A 23,044-nucleotide genomic window follows, 5' to 3' on the forward strand; every position below is an offset into this window, starting at 1 on the left:
GAGGACATATCATCGAAGTGCTGAATTAGAGACATAAAAAATCCGATATTATTTCTAATATCGGATTTTGAAGCTATGAAAAGATCAGTCAAGTGATCATAAAAATATTCTTAACTGATCAGCATTACCCCAAGGGCGCTTTTTTATGTCTTATAGCAACTTAGTTATTTAGAACAACTCTTCCTCTGTGCTGAGCTTTTCTTCAAATACGTCTGTTGGTTGATCGAGTACGTACTTAGTTGGTGCAGTGCCTTTAATGAAGTATTCAAAACGACTGGTGTAATCATTTTTGTGACTCAATAGACCTGTTGCTAAGTCGATTCGAACCGATACTAAACCTTCAGGAAGCTCAATAGGTGCTTCTGGCATACCATCAAGGGCTGCACGCATAAAGTCGACCCATGCAGGTTGCGCGGTTTTAGCGCCGGATTCTGCACCTGATATTTGCGATTTATCGAGGTTACTATTGTAAGTCGAGCGGCCTAGCGCTTTTCCAGGGTTATCAAAACCAACCCAGACCGAAGTCATTACATTGCGATTAAAGCCGCTAAACCAAGTATCTACCGAATCATTAGTGGTACCTGTTTTACCAGCTAAATCACGACGATCAAGTGCTTGTGCACGCCAGCCTGTGCCACTCCAGCCTGTTTTATGGGTCCAACTACCGCCCCCCCAAATTGCACTGTGCATAGCTTGCGAAATTAAAAATGCATTTTGCTTAGAAATGATACGAGGCGCACAGCGAGGTGTTTTCGTTATCTCCGCTTCAGTAAAACTCTGTTGATTCTGGTTAAGAGATGCAAACTCAGGGGTTACAGTTTGCTTAGGCGCATCACAAGCAAGTTCAGGCTCTGTTTTAAATAAAACAGTACCCGCCGAATCCTGAATCTCAGAGATAAAGTAAGGGGTTATCAAATGACCGCCATTGGCGAATGTACTCATACCGCGGGCTAGTTCAAGTGGAGTGATTGAAGCGCTACCGAGTGCGAGTGATTCACTGCGGTTAATATCGTTATTCAAAAAGCCAAACTTAAGCAAATGATCGGCTGTACGCTCAAGGCCAACACCACGTAATAGGCGCACCGAGATTACGTTCTTCGATTGTGCGAGTGCTCTGCGAATACGTATAGGACCATTATAAACTGCTGGGCTGTTCTTAGGGCGCCATGCCACACCTTGGCTTTTATCCCATTGATTAATTGGTGCATCATTCAAAATAGAAGCAAGCGTATAGCCATTCTCAAGTGCCGCTGAATAAATAAATGGCTTAATGTTTGAGCCTACTTGGCGTTTTGCTTGAACTGCGCGATTGTATTGGCTTTGTTCAAAGCTATAACCACCGACAATCGCTTTAATACGACCATCTTGCGGATCAAGTGAAACAAGTGCGCTCGATGCTTCTGGTACTTGGCTAAGGATATAGCTTTCATCTGCATTTTTACGCAGCCAAATTTGCGCTCCCGCTGATAAAATTTCCGTAGCTGTTTTTGGTGCAAAGCTTTGACGGTAACGCGTAATATATTTACGCGCCCATTTTAGACCATCCCACTCAACAGTGACTTGTTCACCGCTTTTTAATAGCACATCAATTGATTGTTCAGCGACATTAGTTACAACACCTGCTAATAGCGGACCAAATTCTTTGACATCTTTTAATTTAGATAAGATCTCTTCTTGGCTAAGAGGGCTTTCATTTTCGCTGTCCCATAACTGAGCCGCAGCACCACGGAAGCCATGACGCATATCGTAAGCGTGTAGGTTATCAACAATCGCATCTTGAGCAGCCTGTTGAATGTTAGAGTCAACGCTGGTGTAAACTTTAAAACCAGTATTATAGGCGCGCTCGTGACCATAACGAGCTACCATTTCAGCACGAACCATCTCTGAAATATACGGGGCATAGACTTCAATTTCTGCGCCGTGAAATTTTGCAGTAATAGGTGCGTTAATAGCCTCTTCATATTCGCTTCGAGTGATGTAATTTTCGGTGTACATACGACCTAATACGACATTTCGACGAGCCTTTGCGCGAACTGGGTTACGAATAGGGTTAAGTGCAGAAGGTGCTTTAGGTAGGCCTGCAATCATCGCCATTTGCGCTAAAGTTAACTCGTTTAAATCTTTGCCATAGTAAACTTGCGCAGCTGCACCAATACCAAAGGCGCGATTACCCAATTCGATTTTGTTTAAGTATAATTCGAGAATTTCGTCCTTAGTTAAAATACTTTCAATGTGAAGAGCTATGAAGATCTCTTTAACTTTACGGATATATGCTTTTTCTCGGGTTAAGAAGAAGTTACGGGCAAGCTGCATGGTTATCGTACTTGCGCCTTGTTTCTTTTCACCGGTAGATATGAGTACAATGGCTGAGCGAACTATACCAATTGGATCAATGCCAATATGTTCATAAAAGCGATTATCTTCTGTTGCTAATATTGCATCGATTAATGGTTGGGGTATTTGATCTATTGTTACTGGAATGCGGCGTTTTTCACCAAATTGATTGATCAATAAGCCATCTCGTGAGAAAACTTGCATAGGTGTCTGTAACTGAACGTCTTTTAAAACCTGAACGCTAGGAATGTCGGGTTTAACGTAATAGTATAGACCAACTAAAGTGATTAGTCCTAAGAATGAGCAGATGATAATAAATTGTAAAGTTCGCTTTAATAAAATCACTTATATTTTCCCTAAATGGACTCCCAATTAGAATCGGAGACTGCTAGTATATATTGATTAAAAAATGAATAATATTTTTTCAGATAAAAATTATAACTTGTTTATTATTAAAACAAAGGCCAAGTTGCAAACATGCTAAGTCAGCTATTTAAAAAGCCTTCATCTATGATGGTAGGGATCGACATCGGATCACACTGTATAAAGGCAGTGTTATTGCAGGAGACAGACACTGGTTTGCGGCTTGAAGCACTAGCTATTGAACCTATGCCTAAAGGCGCTATGTCTGAACGTTCTATTCAAGACATAGAAGCAATAGGTAATGTTATCGCGAAATTAAAAAGAAAAATACCTAAATCTGTACAACGCGCTGCTGTTGCAGTGTCTGGGCAAACCGTGATCACAAAAGTAATTTTTATGGATGTATCATTAACTGATGCTGAACTTGAGTCACAAATTGCTATTGAAGCAGACAGCTTAATTCCTTACCCCCTCGACGAAGTTAATATCGATTTCGAAAAACTGGCTATTAACGAAGCGGATCCAAGTAAAGTTAATGTACTTCTTTCGGCAGCGCGAACTGAAAGTGTGCAAGCTCGTGTAGGTGCTCTTGAAACAGCTAACTTAAAAGCGGCAGTGGTCGATGTAGAAAGTTATGCCCTCAGCCGAGCAATGGATGTTTACTATCAACAGTTGCCAAGCGATGCTTACAATAAGTGTGTCGCTGTGGTTGATATTGGTGCTGTTCTGATGTTGGTTAGTGTGGTGCAAGAGGGTGAAACAATTTATACCCGTGACCAAGTATTTGGCGGCGATCAATACACTAATAGTATCGTTGCTTATTATAATAAAAGCTTTGATGAAGCTGAAATAGGTAAAACAACTGGGGATTTACCACCAAATTATACTTTTGAGGTGTTAGCGCCATTCCAAACATCACTATTGCAGCAAGTAAGACGCGCAGTACAAATGTTCTTAACAACCAGTGGTAAAGAGCAAGTTGACTATATTGTTCTAACGGGTGGCACAGCTATGATTGATGGCCTTGACAGGCTTTTAATTGAAGAACTGGGAATCCATACGGTGGTTGCTGAGCCATTTGCAAACATTGAAATCTCCGCAAAAGTGGATCGGAATATGCTGCAGCGTCACCGAACTCAGTTTGCAATAGCCACAGGACTGGCATTAAGGAGCTTTTCATCATGCCACATATAAATTTACTGCCCTGGCGAGAACAGCAAAGAAAAGACTCACAGAATAAATTTATAACTGTGCTTTTTTCTGTTGTTGTTGTCAGCTTTATCAGTATGTATCTATTGAGCTCTTTTTACAGCGGCCTTCGTCAAGGCCAAGATGCAAAGAATAACTTTTTAAATACTGAGATCGCTCTTTTGAATCAACGTATTAGGGAAATTAATGAGCTTGATAAAAAGAAAGAAAACTTACAGCAACGAATGCGTTTAATTGAAGAGCTGCAAAGTAGTCGTAACTTAGGTACACAAATCATGGATGAAGTTGCGAAAATAGTCCCTGCAGGTGTCTATTTGACTAAGTTGGAGCGCCGTGGTGACCAAATTCATGTAACAGGTCGTAGCGAATCGAATAACCGCTTATCGACCATGCTACGTCAAGTTCAAAGTTCTTATTTACTAGAGCGCCCAGTAATGCAAGGCATTGTTGCAGGTGAGCAGACATCAAGGCTATTAAGTGACTTTAATATGGATTTTTATGTTAAACCGTTTGATCAGATAGGTGAGGCGCGTAATGAACCTTGATATCAAATCGTTAACTGAAATAGATTGGAATGAAATAGAGCTCGAAAACATGGGTGATTGGCCCATTGCTGTAAAAGCGTTATGTTGTGCTTTTGTAGCTGCAATCGTGTTGTATTTTAGTTATAGCCTATTGGTGTCTGATGAGATTGCCAGCTATCACAGCGCCGTAGCAAAAGAAACTGAGTTGCGTAACACTTACAAGCAAAAATATGCTTTAGCGAGCAACTTAGAACTGTATCGCCAACAAATGGTAGAAATGGAAGAGAAATTTTCTCAACTATTGAAGCGCTTACCTACCTCGAATGAAACACCTGGGTTGCTTGATGATTTATCTTATGTTGGAACGACAAGTGGTTTAACCTTCTTAAAAATTGGTTGGTTACCTGAAATTGAAAAAGAATTTTATACAGAGCTACCGATAAAAATTGAGGTGGTGGGTACTTACCATGAATTCGGTGAATTCGTTGGCAAAGTAGCACAGTTACCGCGTATTGTTAGTTTGCATGATTTTACAATTCAAACTTTAGGTAATGGCGAGCTTACTTTTAGTGTTGTAGCCAAAACATATCGTTACGAGGGGGGCACTAAAAAATGAAGAAGCTTTCCTTAGTTATATTAATGAGCTTTGCGTTAGCCGCTTGTAATGATGATACTGCTGAGCAAAAAGAGTTTATCGATCAGGTAAAAGCTAGCACAACGCCGAAAGTTGAACCGATCCCACAGATAGCGCAATTTGAATATTTTGAATACAGTGCAGGTAGACTTCGCAGCCCATTTGTTGCTCCGAAGCCTGAGATTATTCAAAATAACCTTGTGCAGGTGAAGAACTGTCTTCATCCTGATCCAAATCGAGTTCGCCAACCTCTTGAGAAATACCCATTAGATAATTTGCTTATGAAAGGTACCATAGGCCGAGCTGGCAATACTTGGGCACTCATCAAAGCGGCAGATGAAACGCTTTATCGCGTAACCGTAGGTAATTACATTGGTTTGTATCATGGTGAAATAAAAGAAGTGCACGACAATTACATAGAATTATTAGAATTAATCCCTGATGGGGCTGGTTGTTGGAAAGAGCGTCTGACAAAGCTAGAAATGTTAGAGGCGGATACAAATGGTGCAAGTTAATCTTATGAAAGGTAAAAAAAATATGCATAAAGGAATGGCTTGGTTTAAAAACATGCATAAGTTCATGTTAGCTGCACTTGCTTTTTTAATAGCGCAGTCAGCAGTTGCGGCACCTTTACTATATGATGTGCGTTATAACCCATTAATGAAAGGCGAAACACAACTACAGCTTGTGTTTGATGAGGCACTGACATTCGAACCAAAAGTCCAGGTGTATAACTCACCAGCACGCATCGAAATGTTATTCAGTAATGTAGGTGTTGATAATGAAATGCGTGATGTACCTGTGAACCAAGCAGGTATTCAGCATGTAACAAGCACCATGACCGCTGATGGTTTGAAGGTCGTTGTATCGTTAGATAAATTAAAAATCTATAAAACGTTCGCTAAAGATAACATCCTAACGCTGCATGTTTCTGATAATCCAATTAGTGGAGACGAAATAGCGGATCCACTCTCAGCAGCCAATAATTATATAAATACAGTTCAGTCGATAGACTTTCGTCGTGGTGAAAAAGGCGAAGCAAGGCTGTTAGTATTTTTACAAGATACGCAAGCAGCCATAGATGTTCACGAAAGTGGTGGCAAAATTATTGCTGAGTTCCACCATACTGATATTCTCGATGATCTACTTTATCAGCTTGATGTGATGGACTTTGGCACAGTCGTTAGCAATATTGAGACGTTTAAAGAAGGCAATATGACACGTATCGTGGTTGAGCCAAACGCTGCATTTAAATTCACTCATCAGCAAATTGAGAATATTTTTACTTTAACTGTCGAAAAAGATGATACACAACGCGCTTACCTTGAAGGGGGAATTGAGTATCAAGGACGTCCAATGACGTTAAACTTCCAAGATATTCCCGTGCGTTCAGTACTGCAAATAATCGCAGGTTACAATGAATTTAACTTAGTAACGAGTGATTCTGTTACAGGCAATATTACTTTACGACTAGAAGGAGTCCCTTGGGATCAAGCTCTTGACGTAGTATTGAAAGTGAAAGGCTTAGATAAGCGCATGGATGGCTCTATATTAATGGTCGCCCCTTCTGAAGAGTTGGCTGCCCGAGAAGCTAAAGAACTTAAAGCTAAGCAGCAAGTTGAAGACTTAGAACCGCTTTATAGCGAATATATTCGCCTTAACTATGCAAAAGCTGAAGAGTTTGCAGACCTATTGAAAACAGACACAAATAGCATTATCTCAGCGCGAGGAAGTGTTTCTGTTGATAAACGAACGAACACTTTGCTGATCAAAGACACTGCAAAAAGTATTGAAAGTGTGCGTCGTATGGTTGAGACCCTAGACATTCCTGTTAAGCAAGTCGTGATTGAATCACGTATGGTGACAGTGAATGATAATGTGCAAGAAGACTTGGGTGTTCGTTGGGGTATTAGTGACGTAGGAAGCGATGGTGCTATTTCTGGCTCTTTAGAAGGTGCTGGTGGCATGTTTGGTGCGGGCTCTTACGATAATATTCCAAGTATTTCTGATCGCTTAAATGTCAATTTACCGGTTTCAAGCCCTGCAGGTAGTATTGGTGTGCAAGTCGCTAAGCTAGCCAATGGCACTATTTTAGATTTAGAGTTAAGTGCGCTTGAAGAAGAAAACCGCGGCGAAATTATCGCAAGCCCACGCATCACGACGGCTAATCAACAAAAAGCACGTATTGAGCAAGGTACAGAAATTCCATACGTTGAAGCTGCATCTAGTGGCGCAACGACAGTAACATTCAAAAAAGCGGTATTGAGCTTAGAAGTAACGCCTCATATCACACCTGACAATAAGGTGATTTTAGACTTAGTAATTACACAAGATACTCGTGGTGATACGGTACAAACGCCAACAGGCTCTGCTGTGGCGATCAATACCCAAGAAATCCAAACCCAAGTATTAGTAGAAAATGGTCAAACAGTGGTGCTTGGTGGTATTTTTCAACAACAAATTGTTAATTCAACTAAGAAAGTACCATTGTTAGGTGATATTCCTTATTTGGGTGTGCTGTTTAAAAGCACGAGTGAATTTAACGAGAAGAAAGAGTTGTTAATCTTCGTAACCCCTAAAATTCAAATTGATTAAGTGATTTTTTCTTAAGCAACGAGCAATTAGCATTTTAATTGCTCGTAATCTGGCTTTTTATGCTAATTGACTTGAAATACCCAAGCAATTACTGAGATAATCCCCTCCTTAATTTTGGGGCCAGGTCGTTAGGCGGGGTTTTATTTCAAATTTTAGAGTTCGTTTGTACTAAAAAGATATGGCTGAGAAACGTAATATATTTCTAGTGGGCCCTATGGGGGCTGGCAAAAGCACAATTGGTCGTCACATTGCTGACCAATTACACCTTGAATTTTTCGATTCAGATCAAGAGATCGAGCGTCGTACTGGAGCAGACATTGCTTGGGTATTCGATCTTGAGGGTGAAGAGGGCTTTCGACTTCGTGAAGAAACTGTAATTTCAGACCTAACTGAGATGCAAGGTATCGTTCTTGCAACAGGTGGTGGTTCTGTGATCAGTAAAGAAGTACGTAACAAGCTTTCTGCTCGTGGTATTGTTGTATACCTTGAGACACCAATCGAAAAGCAAGTTGCACGCACACAGCGCGACAAGCGTCGCCCATTATTGCAAACAGAAGAAGCACCGCGTGATGTACTAGAGCGCTTAGCTGAAGAACGCGAACCGTTATACAAAGAAGTTGCTGATTTTGTTGTCCGCACTGATGAGCAAAGCGCGAAAGTTGTTGCTAATCAAATCATCGAGAAATTAGATTTTTAAAAACCAATAATAAAAAGGAAACTAGCTATGCTTGAATTAACAGTTAATTTGGACGAGCGAAGTTATCCTATTTATATTGGTCAATCTGCTCTTCAAGAGACTGGTCGGCTGCGCGAGCACATCGGCGACTGTCGACCTATCATTATCACCAACGACACCATTGCACCTTTATATCTTGATGATGTAATGACGTCGTTGGCTGATCTAAACCCGTTATCTTTTACCATCCCTGATGGCGAACAATATAAATCACTTGAGTGGTTTGAAAAGATTTCGGCGTTCTTACTTGAACATAACTGTGGCCGCGATACTTGCCTTATTGCCTTAGGTGGCGGTGTGGTGGGTGATCTCACTGGTTTTGTTGCTGCATGTTATCAACGTGGCGTGCCTTTTATTCAAGTGCCAACGACTTTGCTTTCGCAAGTCGATTCATCTGTTGGCGGTAAAACGGCAGTAAACCACCCACTTGGTAAAAACATGATTGGTGCGTTTTACCAACCACAAGCAGTATTTATCGATACGCAATCGCTACATACTTTGCCTGAGCGTGAATTCGCAGCGGGCATGGCTGAAGTGATTAAATATGGCCTTATTTACGACACTGAGTTATTTGCTTACCTTGAGCAAAATATCACTAAACTTAAGTCTCTTGATGAACAAACTTTACAGCATGTGATTTATCGCTGTTGTGAAATCAAAGCCTTGATTGTTGCACAAGATGAAAAAGAAGCCGGTTTACGTGCATTACTAAACTTAGGGCACACCTTTGGCCACGCAATTGAAGCGCAAATGGGTTATGGTAATTGGCTACATGGCGAAGCCGTTGCGGCAGGTATGGTACTGGCAGCACGCCTTGCACATACCCGTGATGACTTAAACGCAGCAGAAGTTGAACGCATTATTAAATTGATTGCTGAGTATGATTTACCTGTCGATATTCCGGCAGAAATGACCAGCGAGCAGTTTTTAACGCACATGCGTAAAGATAAGAAAAATAAAAAAGGCACGATTCGCTTTATTCTACCTACCCAATTTGGTCAATGTGCGCTGGTAAGTGATGTTACTGATCAGCAGGTTTGTGATTTAATAGCGCGCTAATGCAATCGCAAATATTGCCTAGCCGTGCTGCGCTAGTTGATCGAATCGCTCTGCAGTTTGAATATGGGCAAAACCTAATTTGCTTACTCGGTCCTTCTGGCCTTGGTAAAAGCTATTTATTAGAAACCTTCATCACGGATAAATACCTCGACTTTAATAAAGCGTTTGTTCAGTTGTCGGGAAAAATGACCGACCAACAGTTTATGACTGAACTGTTAGAACAAAGCTTTAGCAACCCACTAATTGATCACGCTTTAAGTTTGTCTGAAAACTTCTATCAACTTTATAAACAACAGCCTTGTGGTGATTGTTTATGGGTCATTGATGGAGGGCGTCATTTATCTGAAGAGTTAATTCAGCAATTAGAAGTCCTTGCCAAGCAAAGCCCGAGCACGTTATACATACTGATTGCATCACAATCGGCAGGGCAGTTTAGTCAAGCAGTTGAAATCCACTTAGAGTCGCTAAATTTAAGTGAAAGTAAACAGCTCATGCGTTGGTTTTTCGATAACCTCCCTGTTGAAGAAGACCCAGTTTTTCGCACCTTTTTACAAGAAGCGCATGGTAACCCAGCTTTATTACTTGCTTGGCAGCCTGAACAACAAACCGCAGACATTCGCGCACCAGAAAAAAGCTATAAACTGCTTTATTTAATTTTGCTCTTAATCACGACCATGGTGCTGATCATTGGCTTTTTATATAAAGCTGATATGACTGAGTGGTGGAAAGCGCATTACCAGCAGGATACAACGAACTCTGTGGCAACAGCACTGCCTGCAGAAGCAGTAATCAATGCTCGAGTAGAAAGCAAAGAGCTAGTTCTAGAACAAGCTCAAGACGATCTTCAAGCCGAGCAGCAAGTTGCTACTAATGATGAGGACAACACAACTCAGGCAGCTAAGGTGCCAGTTGATAACTCTGCGATAGAAAACCGTGAGAATGAAAGTCATAACAATAACGTGGCTGCGATTGTTGATAGCCTTTTGCCAGCAGAGCGAATAACACAAGAGACTGAGCAACCAACGACAGATGAAGTTATAGCTGCCGTCATCAACGATGCTGAGCAAACCGAGTCTGCCATTGAGCCAGAGCTGCCATTAGTAGGAAATGCGTGGTATTTATCTCAGCCAGATGACAATTTTGTAATCCAATTACTTGCGGTGACTAAAAAAGAGATTAGCGATAAGTTTATTACTGAAAATGGCTTGCAAGGGCAAGTAAATACTTACCAAAGCTTACGGAGTGGTAAGCCGTGGTGGATTGTAACTTATGGTAGTTACACCACACTGAATGATGCTAAGAAGGGCGTAACAACACTTTCTGATAATGTGCGTAAAAATCAGCCGTTTTATAAAAAAATAAGTAAAATTAAACAAGAAATCGCTTCACTAAATCAGTAAATTAAAGCTGATTAGTGTAAAATCGCGCAACACCGAATTGAAGTTAAGAGCAGATGCAGCAAAAGACCAGAGCCTTCCTTAAATGGGCAGGTGGAAAATACAGCCTAGTTGAAGATATTCGTACCCGCTTGAAGCAAGCGAGTATGGATGCTGACACCTTAGTTGAACCTTTCGTTGGTGCTGGCTCTGTATTCCTTAATACTGATTTTAAGCATTATATTTTAAATGATATAAATGCGGATCTGATCAATCTTTACACTGAGCTTAAGCGCACGCCCGATGAGTTTATTAGCGACGCTAAAAAGTTGTTTGTAGAGCTTAATAACCACCCCGAAGCCTATTACGAATATCGTGTTCAGTTTAATCAAAGCAGTGATGTGTATGAGCGTGCGATTTTATTTTTATACATGAATCGCCATGGCTATAACGGGTTGTGTCGCTATAATCTAAAAGGTATTTTTAATGTTCCTTTTGGTAAATATAAGCGCCCGTATTTTCCTGAAAAAGAAATGCATTTCTTTGCTGAAAAAGCTCAGCAAGCAACCTTTACTTGCTTAGGTTATGACAAGGTATTTAAGCTTATTCCTAATAATGCGGTTGTATATTGCGATCCACCTTATGTGCCTTTGAGTAAAACAGCTTCATTTACTTCTTACGCTAAAGGCGGTTTCAATTTAGATGACCAAGCAAACTTGGCGAATTTAGCTGAGCAAGCCGCATTCGAAAATAACACGCCGGTACTTATTTCTAACCACGATACAGTGTGGACGCGTAAAATCTACAGCCAAGCATCATTAGATGAGATTCAGGTAAAACGCACGATTAGCCCCAAGGGCGGTTCACGCAATAAAGTGAACGAGCTAATGGCTATGTATTTAGCACCAAAGAAACGGTGAAATAAATCGCTGCTACAAATAGACTGAAAAAAATCAGGGCAATGACGATGATAGTACTGAGCGAGTGCTCTTTGAAGTCAGCTTGACGCTTATTTTCTGATTGCACACCAAAAAATGCCGCAAAGACACTTTGTAATGCACTCATGAATTTGTTCATACGATTTAGAACTTAGAACCTAAACCGCTAACTTTCTTTGACTCTTCACTACTTGTTAATAACTCAAGTAAATCAAGATAATGGAACTGAGCACTGCGGCTATCACCCGTTAACCAAGAAAACCATCCTGTTTCTTGTTCTGCTTTCATACATTGAGCAGAAGATGATGATGCGTTAAGCGTGTTGCATGAGCAACCAGACGCCGCTGCTAAAAAGTCGTCTTCATCAGCAGATGAAAAAGATACAAACGCAGCAACCGTAAGTGCGGACGCGATTAAGATCCCTATTTTAAAAGCACGCATGAGAATAACCCTTGTTTGTGTTACTTAAACAAGCATACATAACAATTGCTCAAATAACAAACTTAATTATCGCTGAATTAAATAAAAATTTAATAAAATTAGCTCTTTAAAGTAAATTTAATGTTTATTATTTGTTTCATTTTATTGTGTTGTAGATGGCTTTTTAATAGAGTTATTGCTCAAATTTTGACTAAAATAACACTAATTCAATAGGCTAAAAGGATTAGCTTAAAGCAATCGCCCTTTAACAATCAGCTGCGGTGTTTAAATCAGCAGTCGATTGGGTTACATTATGCGCTCTTCTTGCAGTCGCAAATTTTAATGGAATCTCTCATGTTGGAAACATTACAAAAGTATTTAATTGCCCCTTCTATTTTATCAGCCGACTTTGCCCGTTTAGGTGAAGATGTTGATCGTGTACTAGCAAGTGGAGCAGATGTTGTACATTTTGATGTGATGGATAACCATTATGTGCCAAACCTAACTTTTGGTCCGATGATTTGTAAAGCACTGCGCGATTACGGCATTACAGCCCCGATTGATGTGCACCTTATGGTAAAGCCTGTCGATCGTCTAATTCCCGACTTCGCTGAAGCGGGCGCTTCTATCATCAGCTTTCACCCAGAAGCCAGTGAGCATATTGACCGTACCTTGCAACTCATAAAAGACAGTGGTTGCCAAGCAGGGCTTGTATTTAATCCTGCAACCAGCCTTAGCTACCTTGAGCATGTGCTCGATAAAGTTGATGTGGTGCTATTAATGTCGGTTAACCCTGGTTTTGGCGGCCAAAGCTTTATTCCTCATACCCTCGAAAAGCTTCGCCAAGCGCGTAAAATTATTGATGATTCAGGTCGCAAAATTCGTTTAGAAGTTGATGGTGGCGTTGGTGTTGATAACATTGCTGAAATTGCCGAAGCGGGCGCTGATATGTTTGTTTCAGGCTCGGCGATTTTCAATCAACCAGATTACAAAGCGGTTATCGATGCGATGCGTAACGAGCTTGCAAAGGTTGAGCCATGAAATACGATGCGGCATTTTTCGATTTAGATGGCACCTTAGTCGACAGTGTTTATGATTTATACATTGCGATGAACCTGACCCTAACTGATCTAGCATTTCCGATTGTGACACAAAAGCTAGTTGAAAGCTGGGTAGGTAATGGCATAGAAACGCTTGTAAAGCGTGGTTTGAGTGGCGATATGCAAATCAGTGAGCATTTAGATGAAGCCCTTGCTGAGCGTGCAATTAATTTGTTTTATCAGCACTATGACCAAGTTGTAGGCGATTACAGTGCGCTTTATCAACATGTAGAAACGGGGCTTGCTGCCCTTGCTGGTATTCCTAAAGTGGTGATCACCAATAAGGCTCGTCGTTTTACCGAAAAGCTACTTGATAAACTGTCACTGACTAGTCATTTTCAGTTGATTGTATGTGGTGATGATATGGCAAAGAAACCATCACCTGAGCCTTTAGTATTTGCTTGTCAGCAATTAGATGTCAGCCCAGCCAAAGCGGTTATGATAGGCGACTCTAAAAGTGATATTTTGGCTGCCAAAGCGGCTAAGGTGGATGTTGTTGCGCTTAGTTATGGCTATAACCAAGGTGAAAACCTTGTTGATTTCAATCCAGAGTACCTCTGCGAGAATTTCTTAGATATAATACCCGTTCTTACCCAAAGGTAAGTGCATTTTAAATTCGTCTTTTTAGTTTAGTAAAAATATAAAGGAACATCATGAGTAAACCAGTAGTGTTAAGTGGCATTCAGCCAACCGGTGGTATGACAATAGGCAACTATGTTGGCGCTATTAACCAGTGGCTTAAGCTACAGGAAGACCACGAAAGTTTCTTTATGTTAGTTGATTTACACGCTATTACTGTACGCCAAGATCCTGAGCAACTACGCTCGCGCGTGCTTGACGGTATTGCGCTGTATGCTGCATGTGGTATCGACCCAGAAAAAGCGGCGTTATTTGTACAATCTCAAGTGCCAGAACATGCACAGCTTAGTTGGGTTTTAAACTGTTACGCTCAAATGGGTGAGCTTAACCGTATGACGCAGTTTAAAGATAAGTCTTCTAAGCATGCTAATAACGTTAATGTGGGTTTATTCTCTTACCCAGTGCTGCAAGCAGCTGATATCTTGCTATACCAAGCGGATCAAGTGCCAGTGGGTGAAGATCAAAAACAACACCTTGAGTTAACTCGTGATATTGCAACACGTTTCAATAACCTATACGGTGACGTGTTCAAACTACCAGAGCCATACATTCCTGAGTTCGGCGCACGTGTAATGAGTTTACAAGATCCGCTCAAGAAAATGTCTAAATCAGATGAAAATCCAAACGGTTACATTATGTTATTAGATGAGCCGAAGAAGATTGAAAAGAAACTGAAAAAAGCAGTAACCGATTCAGACGAGCAAGCTCGTATCTACTTTGATCGTGAAGAAAAACCAGGTGTATCAAACCTACTTACTTTATTATCAGTGGCCACTAAGCGCTCAATTGAAGACTTAGTGCCTGAATATGAAGACAAAATGTATGGTCACCTGAAAAAAGACACTGCAGCAGCGGTCGTTAATATGATTGAGCCAATTCAAGCACGCTTTAAAGAAATTCGCGAAGATCAGTCATTACTTGATAGCATTATGAAATCAGGTGCTGAAAAAGCGAGTATCCGCGCTGAAAAAACATTAAAAGCAGTCTACGATGCGGTAGGTTTTATCCCTCGCCCGTAAGCTTGTGATAAATTATTGAAATAAAAATACCGCTTGATAGCGGTATTTTTTTAGCTATTAAAAGCTAAGCGCCATTAATACTGTAAATAAACAGATAAGTGCAGCAGCGGTTTTGTCTGTTTTTTCCATTTTTTATTTCTCACCTGTGTTCAATTGTTTAATTACATAACCTTTATTTTTTAATAAGCCTAACAAGCTATCTTCACCAGCTAAGTGGGCTGTGCCAACGAGCAGTAACTCTTTTTGCGAATTAGTAAAATAATTTTCAATGTGACCAAGCCAAGTTAGATTTCGTTGCTTGATCAACATTTGGTAAGTATTAGGGTCATGTTCTTGTAAAGGCATAAGAGTAAGTTCATCTATTGCTTGCATATCGCCATTTTTCCATGCATTAAGCATTGCGATGTACAGTGCTTGGTAACTAGAAATTTGCGTTAATAGTGACTCAATAAAGGCATTTTCGTCTTGGCTACCTACTTGTTTAAACAGGTCTAATTGAAAAGCCACGGTCTCTAGATAAGCGACTTCTTTTTTATCTCGCTTAGCCAATTTCGCGAAGTAACTATCAACACCTTCACCCATAAGTTGTTGCTTTTGAAGTTCTAGCGACATGATTAGCACGCTTAACATAAAGGGGCGAAAGCTATCGAGTTCGCTGAGTTTCATATCATACTGGGCAAGTTGTTCTTCTAGTTGCTGTTTCACCTTTGCTGATAACTTGCTACTCAGTGTTTCGCCAGCTTGATAACTAAGAGTTTTAAGCATAGTGAGTTGTGCTGAGCTATCGCTTGGTGCGGGCACATCAGTTTCAAGTACTAAGATATCAGCCTGTTTATACGCTTGATTAAATTCATCAGGAAGGGGGAGTTCCTTGGGCGGCAAAACGTGGATTGAACCAGCAACATATATAAATTCATCACCTTTACTAACTTTCCATACGGCACTTTTTGCTGCACCAAAACCACTTATTAATAGGCCTGTCGCAGCAATTGATGAGATTAGCAAGTGTCGAGTTAGTGTTTTCATTATTTAAGCCTGTTAATTTAAAGAAGCTTGCTCAGCATGCTGAGCAAGCCAAGTATTACTTATTCAGTTGTTGCTCAATTTGCTGATCAATTTTATTGTTCATTTGCTCAATAGATGCTTCGATAGAGGTCTCTAATTTCTTGTTTAGCTTTTGAGTACCTTGAGCATTAAGTAAGGTATTCGTTGATGTAATAATGATTGCAGTGACCGCTAAAAGTGACATCATTTTTAAGACTGAGTTAGCCATAATTTAATTCCTTTAATTGGTTGATTAGTTTTATCAGCGAAGCAAAATTGGTTGGTAGCCCGTTGATGCAAACTACAATAGCGAGGAAAGCTGCTAGAGTCGCTTATCTAGTTCTAAGCAATTTATATATAAGGTTTGAAAATATTAATTTGAATATTTTCAATGGGTTAAGTTTAATTCTTATGAAAGGAAATAAGGTTTTAAATCATTTAATTTTTGCGGTTTTGTCTTTTGATGATAGTTTGGATGCAGCAAATAGGAACTTGGAGGTTTTGATATGGGTTTTAAAGTAAAACATTATGCGGCTAAAACTGTACCTGCGAATAGCTCATTAGAATGGGAGCTAATCTTAACTGAGCTTATCATTGGTAGCCTTTGTGCTGCATTCGCAAAGATCGGCTATGATGCTGCTATGTTACTTATTTTTATACCTAATTTAGTAATCGCCTTAGTTTGCTTTGGCTTTATTGGGCTTTCGATATTTCATTTCATAAGAGAAAAACGCAGTAAGCCAAGTGAGTAGTATAGATTGCTGCGCTATTTTTCTACTGGGGTAACGCCTGGCGAGTCGCACGCAATGACTTCAAATCGATAGCCATACTCAGCATGGTGATCAGGGGTTACTTGCACAATCTCATAATCATTCAGCTCAACGGCTTTACTGTTTTCTGCTTTTAAACAGCGTGAATAACTATCGGCTTCAAAGCTGTAAGCAAACATGGCAATTAAACGTTTGCTACGTTCAAAGTAACCTTTGGTATCTAAAAATTGGCGAAGGTTTTCGGCGGTTTCGCCGTCAACTTCTACATCTACGTCTTGGCTTGAGGCTGAGCTTTGTGTATTTTCAGGAAGTTGTTGCTCGAGCTTTTTACCAAGTTCTTCGACTGCTTTTTGCTGTTCTTCACCTGATTCCTTGGCAATGACTTTACTATCCACAAAGGTGCTGACCATATTGTCGAGCACTTCTTCAGGTGGCTTATCATCAAGAAATGAAATTAAGTTAATAAAGACTACCGACGCTAAAACAAAGCGTACAATGGCGGTTAATAATGGTGAGTAGCTTTGACTAATAAACTTAACTCGCTCAGAGCCAAATGGCTTTATCAGCAATAAAACAAAAATATAAAAAGGTAAAAAAAGTTGAAATAACAATAAAGTACCTAGGGTTATTCCCATTGCCCAAGGTGGTAAATATAACAGGGTGGCAAAGTTATGTGTGTAGTTAAAGTGACTAGCTGAGACATGAGTTACATCATTAACTATGCCGCTTGCACCAGCTAATACAAAATTAGCGATACTGGCATAGAAGATTAAAATCAGTGCTTTGCCGGCAAGCGAGTGCCAAAGTTGGTTAAACTTGGGCCAAAACTCAATAACAAGCGCAATAATGGTGATGGTGGCACTTAACCAGCCCGATTGCAGAACAATCAGGCTGCTTAATGCTAAAAGATAGAGCTTTTGCGCGGTACTTAAGTTAAACCAAATGGCTTTTAACTGTTCAACCAGCCTCGTTTTATGAGGCTGCCAGCTACGTTGCTGTTGTTGAAACTGTTTATTAGCGCGCCATTTTGCAATTTTTAAATACCTACGCACGCAATATCCTTTTTATAGTAATGGTTTTAAGTACCTTCCTGTGTGTGAACGCTCACAATCGGCAACGTCTTCAGGTGTACCAGAAATTAAAATTTCACCACCGCCTGAGCCGCCTTCAGGGCCTAAATCGACAATCCAGTCTGCGGTTTTGATCACATCAAGGTTATGCTCGATAACAACAATGGTATTACCGTGATCGCGTAAGCGGTGAAGCACGACTAATAATTGCTGAATATCAGCAAAGTGTAAACCCGTAGTTGGTTCATCAAGGATATATAAGGTTTTACCTGTATCGCGTTTTGAAAGTTCGCGAGCTAGTTTTACACGCTGTGCTTCACCACCAGAGAGGGTAGTAGCAGCTTGACCTAAGCGAATATACGACAAGCCTACATCCATTAGGGTTTGCAGTTTACGTGCAATAGCCGGAATTTTATCAAAATAGTCACGGGCATCTTCTACGGTCATTTCGAGTACTTGGTGAATGTTTTTACCTTTGTACTGTACTTCGAGGGTTTCACGGTTGTAGCGCTGACCTTTACATACATCACAAGGTACATACACATCAGGTAAAAAGTGCATTTCTACCTTGATCACACCATCGCCTTGGCAAGCCTCACAACGGCCACCTTTAACGTTAAAGCTAAAACGGCCCACTTTATAGCCACGTGAACGGGCTTCTTGAGTACCCGCAAATAGCTCTCGAATACCGGTGAAAATACCGGTGTAAGTTGCTGGGTTTGAGCGCGGAGTACGGCCAATTGGGCTTTGGTCAATATCAATCACTTTATCAAAATGCTCTAGACCCTTGATTGACTTATACGGTGCCGCCTCTGCGGTCGTTGCGCCATTTAACTCGGTATGAGCCAGTTTAAATAAAGTGTCGTTGATAAGTGTCGATTTACCTGAGCCTGATACACCTGTGATACAGGTCATTAAGCCAAATGGAATACGTAAATCAACGTTCTTTAAGTTGTTACCTGTGGCACCAAATAACTCAAGCCATTTGTCGGTAGTTTGATGGCGAGCCGCCGGTACTTCGATTTTCTTTTCGCCAGAGAGGTACTGACCCGTGATTGAATCTTTGCTAGCTAGAATATCGTCATGGGTACCTTGTGCAATAACATGGCCGCCATGAACACCGGCACCCGGGCCGATATCGATAATATGATCCGCAGCGCGAATGGCATCTTCGTCATGTTCAACCACAATAACGGTGTTGCCTAAATCGCGTAAGTGAATAAGGGTTTTTAGTAGGCGGTCGTTATCGCGTTGGTGCAAACCAATTGATGGTTCATCCAGTACGTACATAACACCAACAAGGCCTGCACCAATTTGGCTTGCCAAACGAATACGCTGAGCCTCACCACCAGAAAGGGTATCGGCACTTCGCTCAAGTGATAAATAATTAAGGCCGACATTGATTAAGAAAGATAAACGGTCGCGAATTTCTTTGAGAATTTTTTCGGCAATTTGTGCGCGCTGACCAGTTAAATTCAAGCCATCAAAAAATGCCATGCTTTCACCAATACTCATTGTGGTGATAGCTGGCAAGTTTGTTTGACCTATAAATACATGGCGAGCTTCTTCACGAAGTCGCGAGCCATGACAGCTCGGACACGCTTGGCTTGTTTGGTATTTAGCAAGCTCTTCGCGCACTGAGTTTGACTCGGTTTCACGGTAGCGGCGATTCATATTATTTAAAACGCCTTCAAACTCATGGTTACGCGTAATTAAGTCGCCACGGTCGTTACGATAGTTAAAGGCAATTTTAGTTTTGCCAGAACCTTCAAGAATTACCTTTTTGGCCTCTTTACTAAGCTCTTGGAAAGGCACTTCTAGGTCAAACTTATAATGCTCTGCGACAGCTTGCAGCATTTGGAAGTAATAAAAGCTGCGTTTGTCCCAGCCTTTAATTGCACCGCCCGATAAACTTAGCTCTGGATTTTGTACAACACGGTTTGGATCAAAATACTGACGCACACCTAAACCATCACAGCTTTGACACGCACCTGCCGGGTTATTAAACGAGAATAAACGCGGCTCAAGTTCACTCATAGCGTAGCCACACGTTGGGCATGCAAAATTAGCAGAAAACAGCATATCTTCGCTGAGTGAATCGTCCATTGCCGCTACATGGGCAATACCACCTGATAGCTCAAGGGCTGTTTCGAATGATTCAGCTAAACGCTGTTGTTGGCCATCTTTAACTTTAAAACGGTCAACCACGACCTCGATAGTATGCTTTTTATGAAGCTCAAGGGTCGGTGGATCTGATAAGTCACAGACTTCGCCATCGATACGGGCGCGAATGAAGCCTTGACTTGCGAGTTGCTCAAGCAGCTTAACGTGCTCACCTTTACGATCTTTTACCACTGGCGCTAATAGCATTAGCTTACTTCCTTCAGGAAGCGCTAAAACCGTATCGACCATTTGGCTGATCGTTTGTGCTGCAAGTGGCAAGTCGTGAGTAGGGCAGCGAGGCTCACCTACACGGGCAAATAATAAACGTAGGTAATCGTAAATCTCGGTAATTGTACCGACCGTTGAACGCGGGTTATGCGACGTTGATTTCTGCTCGATAGAGATAGCCGGCGATAAGCCTTCGATGTGATCAACATCGGGTTTTTCCATTAGTGATAAGAACTGTCGTGCATACGCTGACAGTGACTCAACATAACGACGTTGCCCTTCTGCATACAAAGTATCAAACGCTAATGACGATTTCCCTGAACCAGATAGGCCAGTGATAACTATCAGCTTATCACGGGGAATGGTTAGGCTGATGTCTTTTAAATTGTGCGTACGGGCGCCTCGGACTTCAATGTTTTCCATGCTATCTCGTTTTATTACCTAATTATTTTTTCAGTATCTCATAATACGCGATAAGATTAATCCTTGATCAAAGAAAAAATCATCACTTACAGGTGATTATTTAGTTTTCGCTTGTGGTAGAATCCACGCTCAAATTTTAATAGACAGCAAGATCAGTAATTCATGACAGCATCTTCACTCAACTCTCGAGAAAAACGCGCTGCCGTTTCGTTGGCGAGCGTCTTTGCATTCCGTATGCTTGGCCTATTTATGCTGATGCCAGTATTGGCTATCTATGGGCAGCAATTAGAAGGGTTTTCGCCGCTTTGGATTGGCTTTGCTATTGGTGCTTATGGTTTAACGCAAGCCGTGTTGCAAATCCCTATGGGTTGGTTGTCTGATAAAATTGGTCGTAAAAAAGTGATTATTGGTGGCCTTTGTGTGTTTGCACTTGGCTCTGTAATTGCGGCAACCGCTGAGTCTGTGCAAATGGTTACGCTTGGGCGTGCACTTCAAGGCATGGGGGCGATTGCCAGTGCCTTATTGGCGCTTGCTTCTGATTTAAGCCGTGATGAACAACGTCCGAAAGTTATGGCCGTGATTGGTATGTGTATTGGTATGAGCTTTGCCGTTGCTATGCTACTAGGGCCTATTGTTGCTGCATCGTGGGGAGTTGCTGGGGTATTTTGGCTTACCGCAGGATTGGCCATTTTAGGTATTTTAATTGTGTTGTTTTTGGTGCCTAATGCTGTCAATAAGGCGCCAAAAGGTGACACACTTGCTACGCTTGATGATATTAAGCAACTGATTAAACACCCACAATTAGCACGCCTCGATTTTGGCGTAATGCTGCTTCATCTTACATTAACTACCGTATTTGTAGCCTTACCAGGCCAACTGATAAAAGACGGCTTAGTCGCAGACCATCATTGGTATTTATATATCCCTGTGCTGTTTTTAGCGTTTTTCTTGATGGCACCAATGATGATTGTGGCTATTCGTAAAGAAAAAGAAAAACAAGCCTTTATTGGCTCAATCGCACTGCTTGTTTTAAGTATGCTCGCGATGTCGTTATGGGTTGATTCGGTGATTGGCATCGGTATTTGTATGTTGGTTTACTTTATTGCTTTTAATTTTTTAGAAGCAACCATGCCTGCACTTGTTTCGCGTATTGCCCCAGCAAACCAGAAAGGTTCTGCGATGGGGGTATTTTCATCTACGCAGTTTTTTGGTGCCTTTTTAGGTGGTTTATTAGGGGGTTACGTTGCTCAAGCATTAAGTGCGCAAGCAGTGTTTGCGGCGGCGGCACTTGTTGGGGTAATATGGCTTATCCTTGCTTGGAATATGCAAGTCCCACCAAGAAGTAAAATAATTAGCTTAATGACTGAATTAAGTTCAGAGCAGCAGGCACAAGCGCTTGCTTCTCGTCTTGTTGCTTTACCGGGCGTAATTGAAGCAACGGTTGTCTGTGATGAAAATCGCAGCTATTTAAAGATTAATGATAAAGAATTTGACCTAGACCAAGCACGCAAAGTGGCTGGTTTAATCTAACGTTTTATAGGAGAAGTTCCATGGCACGCGGTGTGAACAAAGTTATCTTGGTTGGTAATTTAGGCCAAGATCCAGAAGTACGTTATATGCCTAATGGCAATGGCGTAGCGAATATCAGCATTGCTACGACAGATAGCTGGAAAGATAAAAACACAGGGCAAATGCAAGAGCGTACTGAATGGCACCGTGTCGTGTTATTTGGCAAACTAGCAGAAGTTGCTGGTGAATACCTTCGTAAAGGTTCACAAGTGTACATCGAAGGTCGTTTACAAACGCGTAAATGGACTGATCAATCAGGCCAAGAAAAATACACTACAGAAATCGTGGTAGACATGGGCGGTCAAATGCAAATGTTAGGCGGTCGTGGTGAGCAGCAAGGTGGTGGCGGTGGCTATCAAGGTGGTCAATCACAAGGCGGTTACCAAGGTGGTCAGCAACAAGGTGGCGGTTACGGCGGTGGTGCACAGCAATCACAAAGCAATAACAGCTATGCTCCACAGCAACAGTCTGCGCCAGCACAGCAGCAACAGCGTCCACAACAGCAGTCTGCACCGCAGCAGAGCAATAACCAATATGGTGGCGGTTATGGTCAGCAGCAAAACAATGCACCTCAACAAGGTGGTTTTGCTCCTAAGCCTCAAAATGCCCCACAAGGCGGCGCATCAAATCCAATGGAACCACCAATCGACTTTGATGACGATATCCCGTTCTAATTCACAATATAATTAGATTGTAGAGTTAATTTTTAAAACCCAGCTTAGTTGCTGGGTTTTTTATTTACGCAATACTTCGTAATCACTACTTTTGTTTGGGTTGTGTTGATTACAAAATAATTCTCATTAACTCTTTTTGCTAGGTGTTTAAAATTAC

The 23,044-nt window shown here is 41.2% G+C and carries 22 protein-coding genes; 15 read left to right on the plus strand and 7 right to left on the minus strand.

Annotated features, from left to right (window positions below):
- Positions 1 to 168: 168 nt before the first annotated feature.
- Positions 169 to 2,679, minus strand: a complete 2,511-nt coding sequence (locus tag L1272_RS06080; RefSeq protein WP_235372993.1) for a penicillin-binding protein 1A — start codon at positions 2,677 to 2,679, stop codon at positions 169 to 171.
- Positions 2,680 to 2,811: 132 nt separating this feature from the next.
- On the opposite strand from L1272_RS06080, the gene L1272_RS06085 reads away from it, so the two are divergent.
- The 9 genes from L1272_RS06085 (at position 2,812) to L1272_RS06125 (ending at position 11,750) form a co-directional block, all read left to right on the plus strand.
- Positions 2,812 to 3,891, plus strand: coding sequence for a pilus assembly protein PilM (locus tag L1272_RS06085; RefSeq protein ID WP_235372994.1), 1,080 nt, complete (start codon positions 2,812 to 2,814; stop codon positions 3,889 to 3,891).
- Entirely contained in the window at positions 3,879 to 4,451 is a 573-nt protein-coding gene (locus tag L1272_RS06090) for a PilN domain-containing protein (RefSeq protein WP_054552808.1), read from the plus strand. The genes L1272_RS06085 and L1272_RS06090 overlap by 13 nt, the downstream gene beginning before the upstream one ends.
- Entirely contained in the window at positions 4,441 to 5,046 is a 606-nt protein-coding gene (locus L1272_RS06095; RefSeq protein ID WP_054552807.1) for a type 4a pilus biogenesis protein PilO, read from the plus strand. The genes L1272_RS06090 and L1272_RS06095 overlap by 11 nt, the downstream gene beginning before the upstream one ends.
- The gene (locus L1272_RS06100; protein ID WP_054552806.1) at positions 5,043 to 5,579 is read left to right on the plus strand and encodes a pilus assembly protein PilP; all 537 of its coding nucleotides are present in this window, start codon (positions 5,043 to 5,045) and stop codon (positions 5,577 to 5,579) included. Before L1272_RS06095 ends, L1272_RS06100 begins: the two co-directional genes overlap by 4 nt.
- On the plus strand, positions 5,566 to 7,659 hold the full coding sequence (locus L1272_RS06105; protein ID WP_138599276.1) for a type IV pilus secretin PilQ: 2,094 nt from the start codon (positions 5,566 to 5,568) through the stop codon (positions 7,657 to 7,659). Before L1272_RS06100 ends, L1272_RS06105 begins: the two co-directional genes overlap by 14 nt.
- Before the next feature lie 178 nt (positions 7,660 to 7,837).
- The gene (gene aroK, locus L1272_RS06110; protein ID WP_036973192.1) at positions 7,838 to 8,356 is read left to right on the plus strand and encodes a shikimate kinase AroK; all 519 of its coding nucleotides are present in this window, start codon (positions 7,838 to 7,840) and stop codon (positions 8,354 to 8,356) included.
- Between the two features lie 27 nt (positions 8,357 to 8,383).
- A complete protein-coding gene (gene aroB / locus L1272_RS06115; RefSeq protein WP_054552805.1) occupies positions 8,384 to 9,454 on the plus strand; it encodes a 3-dehydroquinate synthase in 1,071 nt (356 codons plus the stop codon).
- Positions 9,454 to 10,854: an AAA family ATPase gene (locus L1272_RS06120; RefSeq protein ID WP_235372995.1), complete on the plus strand. Its 1,401-nt coding sequence runs from the start codon at positions 9,454 to 9,456 to the stop codon at positions 10,852 to 10,854. The genes aroB and L1272_RS06120 overlap by 1 nt, the downstream gene beginning before the upstream one ends.
- Before the next feature lie 53 nt (positions 10,855 to 10,907).
- On the plus strand, positions 10,908 to 11,750 hold the full coding sequence (locus L1272_RS06125; protein ID WP_054552803.1) for a Dam family site-specific DNA-(adenine-N6)-methyltransferase: 843 nt from the start codon (positions 10,908 to 10,910) through the stop codon (positions 11,748 to 11,750).
- On the opposite strand, the gene L1272_RS06130 is transcribed toward L1272_RS06125, so the two are convergent.
- Positions 11,722 to 11,907, minus strand: a complete 186-nt coding sequence (locus L1272_RS06130) for a DUF2970 domain-containing protein (RefSeq protein WP_054552802.1) — start codon at positions 11,905 to 11,907, stop codon at positions 11,722 to 11,724. The genes L1272_RS06125 and L1272_RS06130 overlap by 29 nt on opposite strands.
- A gap of 5 nt (positions 11,908 to 11,912) precedes the next feature.
- Positions 11,913 to 12,209: a hypothetical protein gene (locus tag L1272_RS06135; RefSeq protein ID WP_054552801.1), complete on the minus strand. Its 297-nt coding sequence runs from the start codon at positions 12,207 to 12,209 to the stop codon at positions 11,913 to 11,915.
- A gap of 333 nt (positions 12,210 to 12,542) precedes the next feature.
- On the opposite strand from L1272_RS06135, the gene rpe reads away from it, so the two are divergent.
- From rpe to trpS, 3 genes are read left to right on the plus strand one after another with little or no spacing between them, the layout of a single operon-like run.
- The gene (gene rpe / locus L1272_RS06140) at positions 12,543 to 13,229 is read left to right on the plus strand and encodes a ribulose-phosphate 3-epimerase (RefSeq protein WP_138599274.1); all 687 of its coding nucleotides are present in this window, start codon (positions 12,543 to 12,545) and stop codon (positions 13,227 to 13,229) included.
- Positions 13,226 to 13,891, plus strand: a complete 666-nt coding sequence (locus L1272_RS06145) for a phosphoglycolate phosphatase (RefSeq protein WP_138616150.1) — start codon at positions 13,226 to 13,228, stop codon at positions 13,889 to 13,891. Before rpe ends, L1272_RS06145 begins: the two co-directional genes overlap by 4 nt.
- A gap of 50 nt (positions 13,892 to 13,941) precedes the next feature.
- Positions 13,942 to 14,946 carry a tryptophan--tRNA ligase gene (trpS, locus tag L1272_RS06150; protein WP_054552798.1) on the plus strand — a complete coding sequence of 335 codons (1,005 nt, stop codon included), beginning with the start codon at positions 13,942 to 13,944 and terminating at the stop codon, positions 14,944 to 14,946.
- 132 nt (positions 14,947 to 15,078) lie between these two features.
- On the opposite strand, the gene L1272_RS06155 is transcribed toward trpS, so the two are convergent.
- Together L1272_RS06155 and L1272_RS06160 are read right to left on the minus strand one after the other, a co-directional pair.
- Positions 15,079 to 15,972: a TraB/GumN family protein gene (locus L1272_RS06155; RefSeq protein ID WP_235372996.1), complete on the minus strand. Its 894-nt coding sequence runs from the start codon at positions 15,970 to 15,972 to the stop codon at positions 15,079 to 15,081.
- Between the two features lie 55 nt (positions 15,973 to 16,027).
- Complete coding sequence (locus L1272_RS06160) at positions 16,028 to 16,219, minus strand: hypothetical protein (RefSeq protein WP_054552796.1); 192 nt, start codon at positions 16,217 to 16,219, stop codon at positions 16,028 to 16,030.
- A 277-nt stretch (positions 16,220 to 16,496) separates the two neighbouring features.
- Here L1272_RS06160 and L1272_RS06165 point away from each other — a divergent pair, with 277 nt between their 5' ends.
- Positions 16,497 to 16,742, plus strand: a complete 246-nt coding sequence (locus tag L1272_RS06165) for a hypothetical protein (protein WP_130151675.1) — start codon at positions 16,497 to 16,499, stop codon at positions 16,740 to 16,742.
- 14 nt (positions 16,743 to 16,756) lie between these two features.
- Here the strand turns inward: L1272_RS06165 and L1272_RS06170 are convergent, their stop codons facing one another.
- Both L1272_RS06170 and uvrA read right to left on the minus strand, forming a co-directional pair.
- Entirely contained in the window at positions 16,757 to 17,812 is a 1,056-nt protein-coding gene (locus tag L1272_RS06170; protein ID WP_209328283.1) for a hypothetical protein, read from the minus strand.
- A gap of 12 nt (positions 17,813 to 17,824) precedes the next feature.
- Complete coding sequence (gene uvrA / locus L1272_RS06175; protein ID WP_054552793.1) at positions 17,825 to 20,644, minus strand: excinuclease ABC subunit UvrA; 2,820 nt, start codon at positions 20,642 to 20,644, stop codon at positions 17,825 to 17,827.
- 162 nt (positions 20,645 to 20,806) lie between these two features.
- Here uvrA and L1272_RS06180 point away from each other — a divergent pair, with 162 nt between their 5' ends.
- Together L1272_RS06180 and ssb are read left to right on the plus strand one after the other, a co-directional pair.
- The gene (locus tag L1272_RS06180) at positions 20,807 to 22,174 is read left to right on the plus strand and encodes an MFS transporter (RefSeq protein WP_054552792.1); all 1,368 of its coding nucleotides are present in this window, start codon (positions 20,807 to 20,809) and stop codon (positions 22,172 to 22,174) included.
- A 20-nt stretch (positions 22,175 to 22,194) separates the two neighbouring features.
- Entirely contained in the window at positions 22,195 to 22,887 is a 693-nt protein-coding gene (gene ssb / locus L1272_RS06185) for a single-stranded DNA-binding protein (RefSeq protein WP_054552791.1), read from the plus strand.
- The last annotated feature ends 157 nt before the right edge of the window (positions 22,888 to 23,044 follow it).

Origin of the sequence: Pseudoalteromonas sp. PAST1, assembly GCF_021532515.1 — a bacterium.
In the GTDB taxonomy this organism is placed as follows: Bacteria; Pseudomonadota; Gammaproteobacteria; order Enterobacterales; family Alteromonadaceae; genus Pseudoalteromonas; species Pseudoalteromonas simplex.

What these genes read in the sequence shown, in the direction of transcription:
- L1272_RS06085 (WP_235372994.1), top strand. Translation starts at nt 2,812, where the DNA reads ATGCTAAGTCAGCTATTTAAAAAGCCTTCATCTATGATGGTAGGGATC.
- L1272_RS06090 (WP_054552808.1), top strand. Translation starts at nt 3,879, where the DNA reads ATGCCACATATAAATTTACTGCCCTGGCGAGAACAGCAAAGAAAAGAC.
- L1272_RS06095 (WP_054552807.1), top strand. Translation starts at nt 4,441, where the DNA reads ATGAACCTTGATATCAAATCGTTAACTGAAATAGATTGGAATGAAATA.
- L1272_RS06100 (WP_054552806.1), top strand. Translation starts at nt 5,043, where the DNA reads ATGAAGAAGCTTTCCTTAGTTATATTAATGAGCTTTGCGTTAGCCGCT.
- L1272_RS06105 (WP_138599276.1), top strand. Translation starts at nt 5,566, where the DNA reads ATGGTGCAAGTTAATCTTATGAAAGGTAAAAAAAATATGCATAAAGGA.
- aroK (WP_036973192.1), top strand. Translation starts at nt 7,838, where the DNA reads ATGGCTGAGAAACGTAATATATTTCTAGTGGGCCCTATGGGGGCTGGC.
- aroB (WP_054552805.1), top strand. Translation starts at nt 8,384, where the DNA reads ATGCTTGAATTAACAGTTAATTTGGACGAGCGAAGTTATCCTATTTAT.
- L1272_RS06120 (WP_235372995.1), top strand. Translation starts at nt 9,454, where the DNA reads ATGCAATCGCAAATATTGCCTAGCCGTGCTGCGCTAGTTGATCGAATC.
- L1272_RS06125 (WP_054552803.1), top strand. Translation starts at nt 10,908, where the DNA reads ATGCAGCAAAAGACCAGAGCCTTCCTTAAATGGGCAGGTGGAAAATAC.
- L1272_RS06130 (WP_054552802.1), bottom strand. Translation starts at nt 11,907, where the DNA reads ATGAACAAATTCATGAGTGCATTACAAAGTGTCTTTGCGGCATTTTTT.
- L1272_RS06135 (WP_054552801.1), bottom strand. Translation starts at nt 12,209, where the DNA reads ATGCGTGCTTTTAAAATAGGGATCTTAATCGCGTCCGCACTTACGGTT.
- rpe (WP_138599274.1), top strand. Translation starts at nt 12,543, where the DNA reads ATGTTGGAAACATTACAAAAGTATTTAATTGCCCCTTCTATTTTATCA.
- L1272_RS06145 (WP_138616150.1), top strand. Translation starts at nt 13,226, where the DNA reads ATGAAATACGATGCGGCATTTTTCGATTTAGATGGCACCTTAGTCGAC.
- trpS (WP_054552798.1), top strand. Translation starts at nt 13,942, where the DNA reads ATGAGTAAACCAGTAGTGTTAAGTGGCATTCAGCCAACCGGTGGTATG.
- L1272_RS06155 (WP_235372996.1), bottom strand. Translation starts at nt 15,972, where the DNA reads ATGAAAACACTAACTCGACACTTGCTAATCTCATCAATTGCTGCGACA.
- L1272_RS06160 (WP_054552796.1), bottom strand. Translation starts at nt 16,219, where the DNA reads ATGGCTAACTCAGTCTTAAAAATGATGTCACTTTTAGCGGTCACTGCA.
- L1272_RS06165 (WP_130151675.1), top strand. Translation starts at nt 16,497, where the DNA reads ATGGGTTTTAAAGTAAAACATTATGCGGCTAAAACTGTACCTGCGAAT.
- uvrA (WP_054552793.1), bottom strand. Translation starts at nt 20,644, where the DNA reads ATGGAAAACATTGAAGTCCGAGGCGCCCGTACGCACAATTTAAAAGAC.
- L1272_RS06180 (WP_054552792.1), top strand. Translation starts at nt 20,807, where the DNA reads ATGACAGCATCTTCACTCAACTCTCGAGAAAAACGCGCTGCCGTTTCG.
- ssb (WP_054552791.1), top strand. Translation starts at nt 22,195, where the DNA reads ATGGCACGCGGTGTGAACAAAGTTATCTTGGTTGGTAATTTAGGCCAA.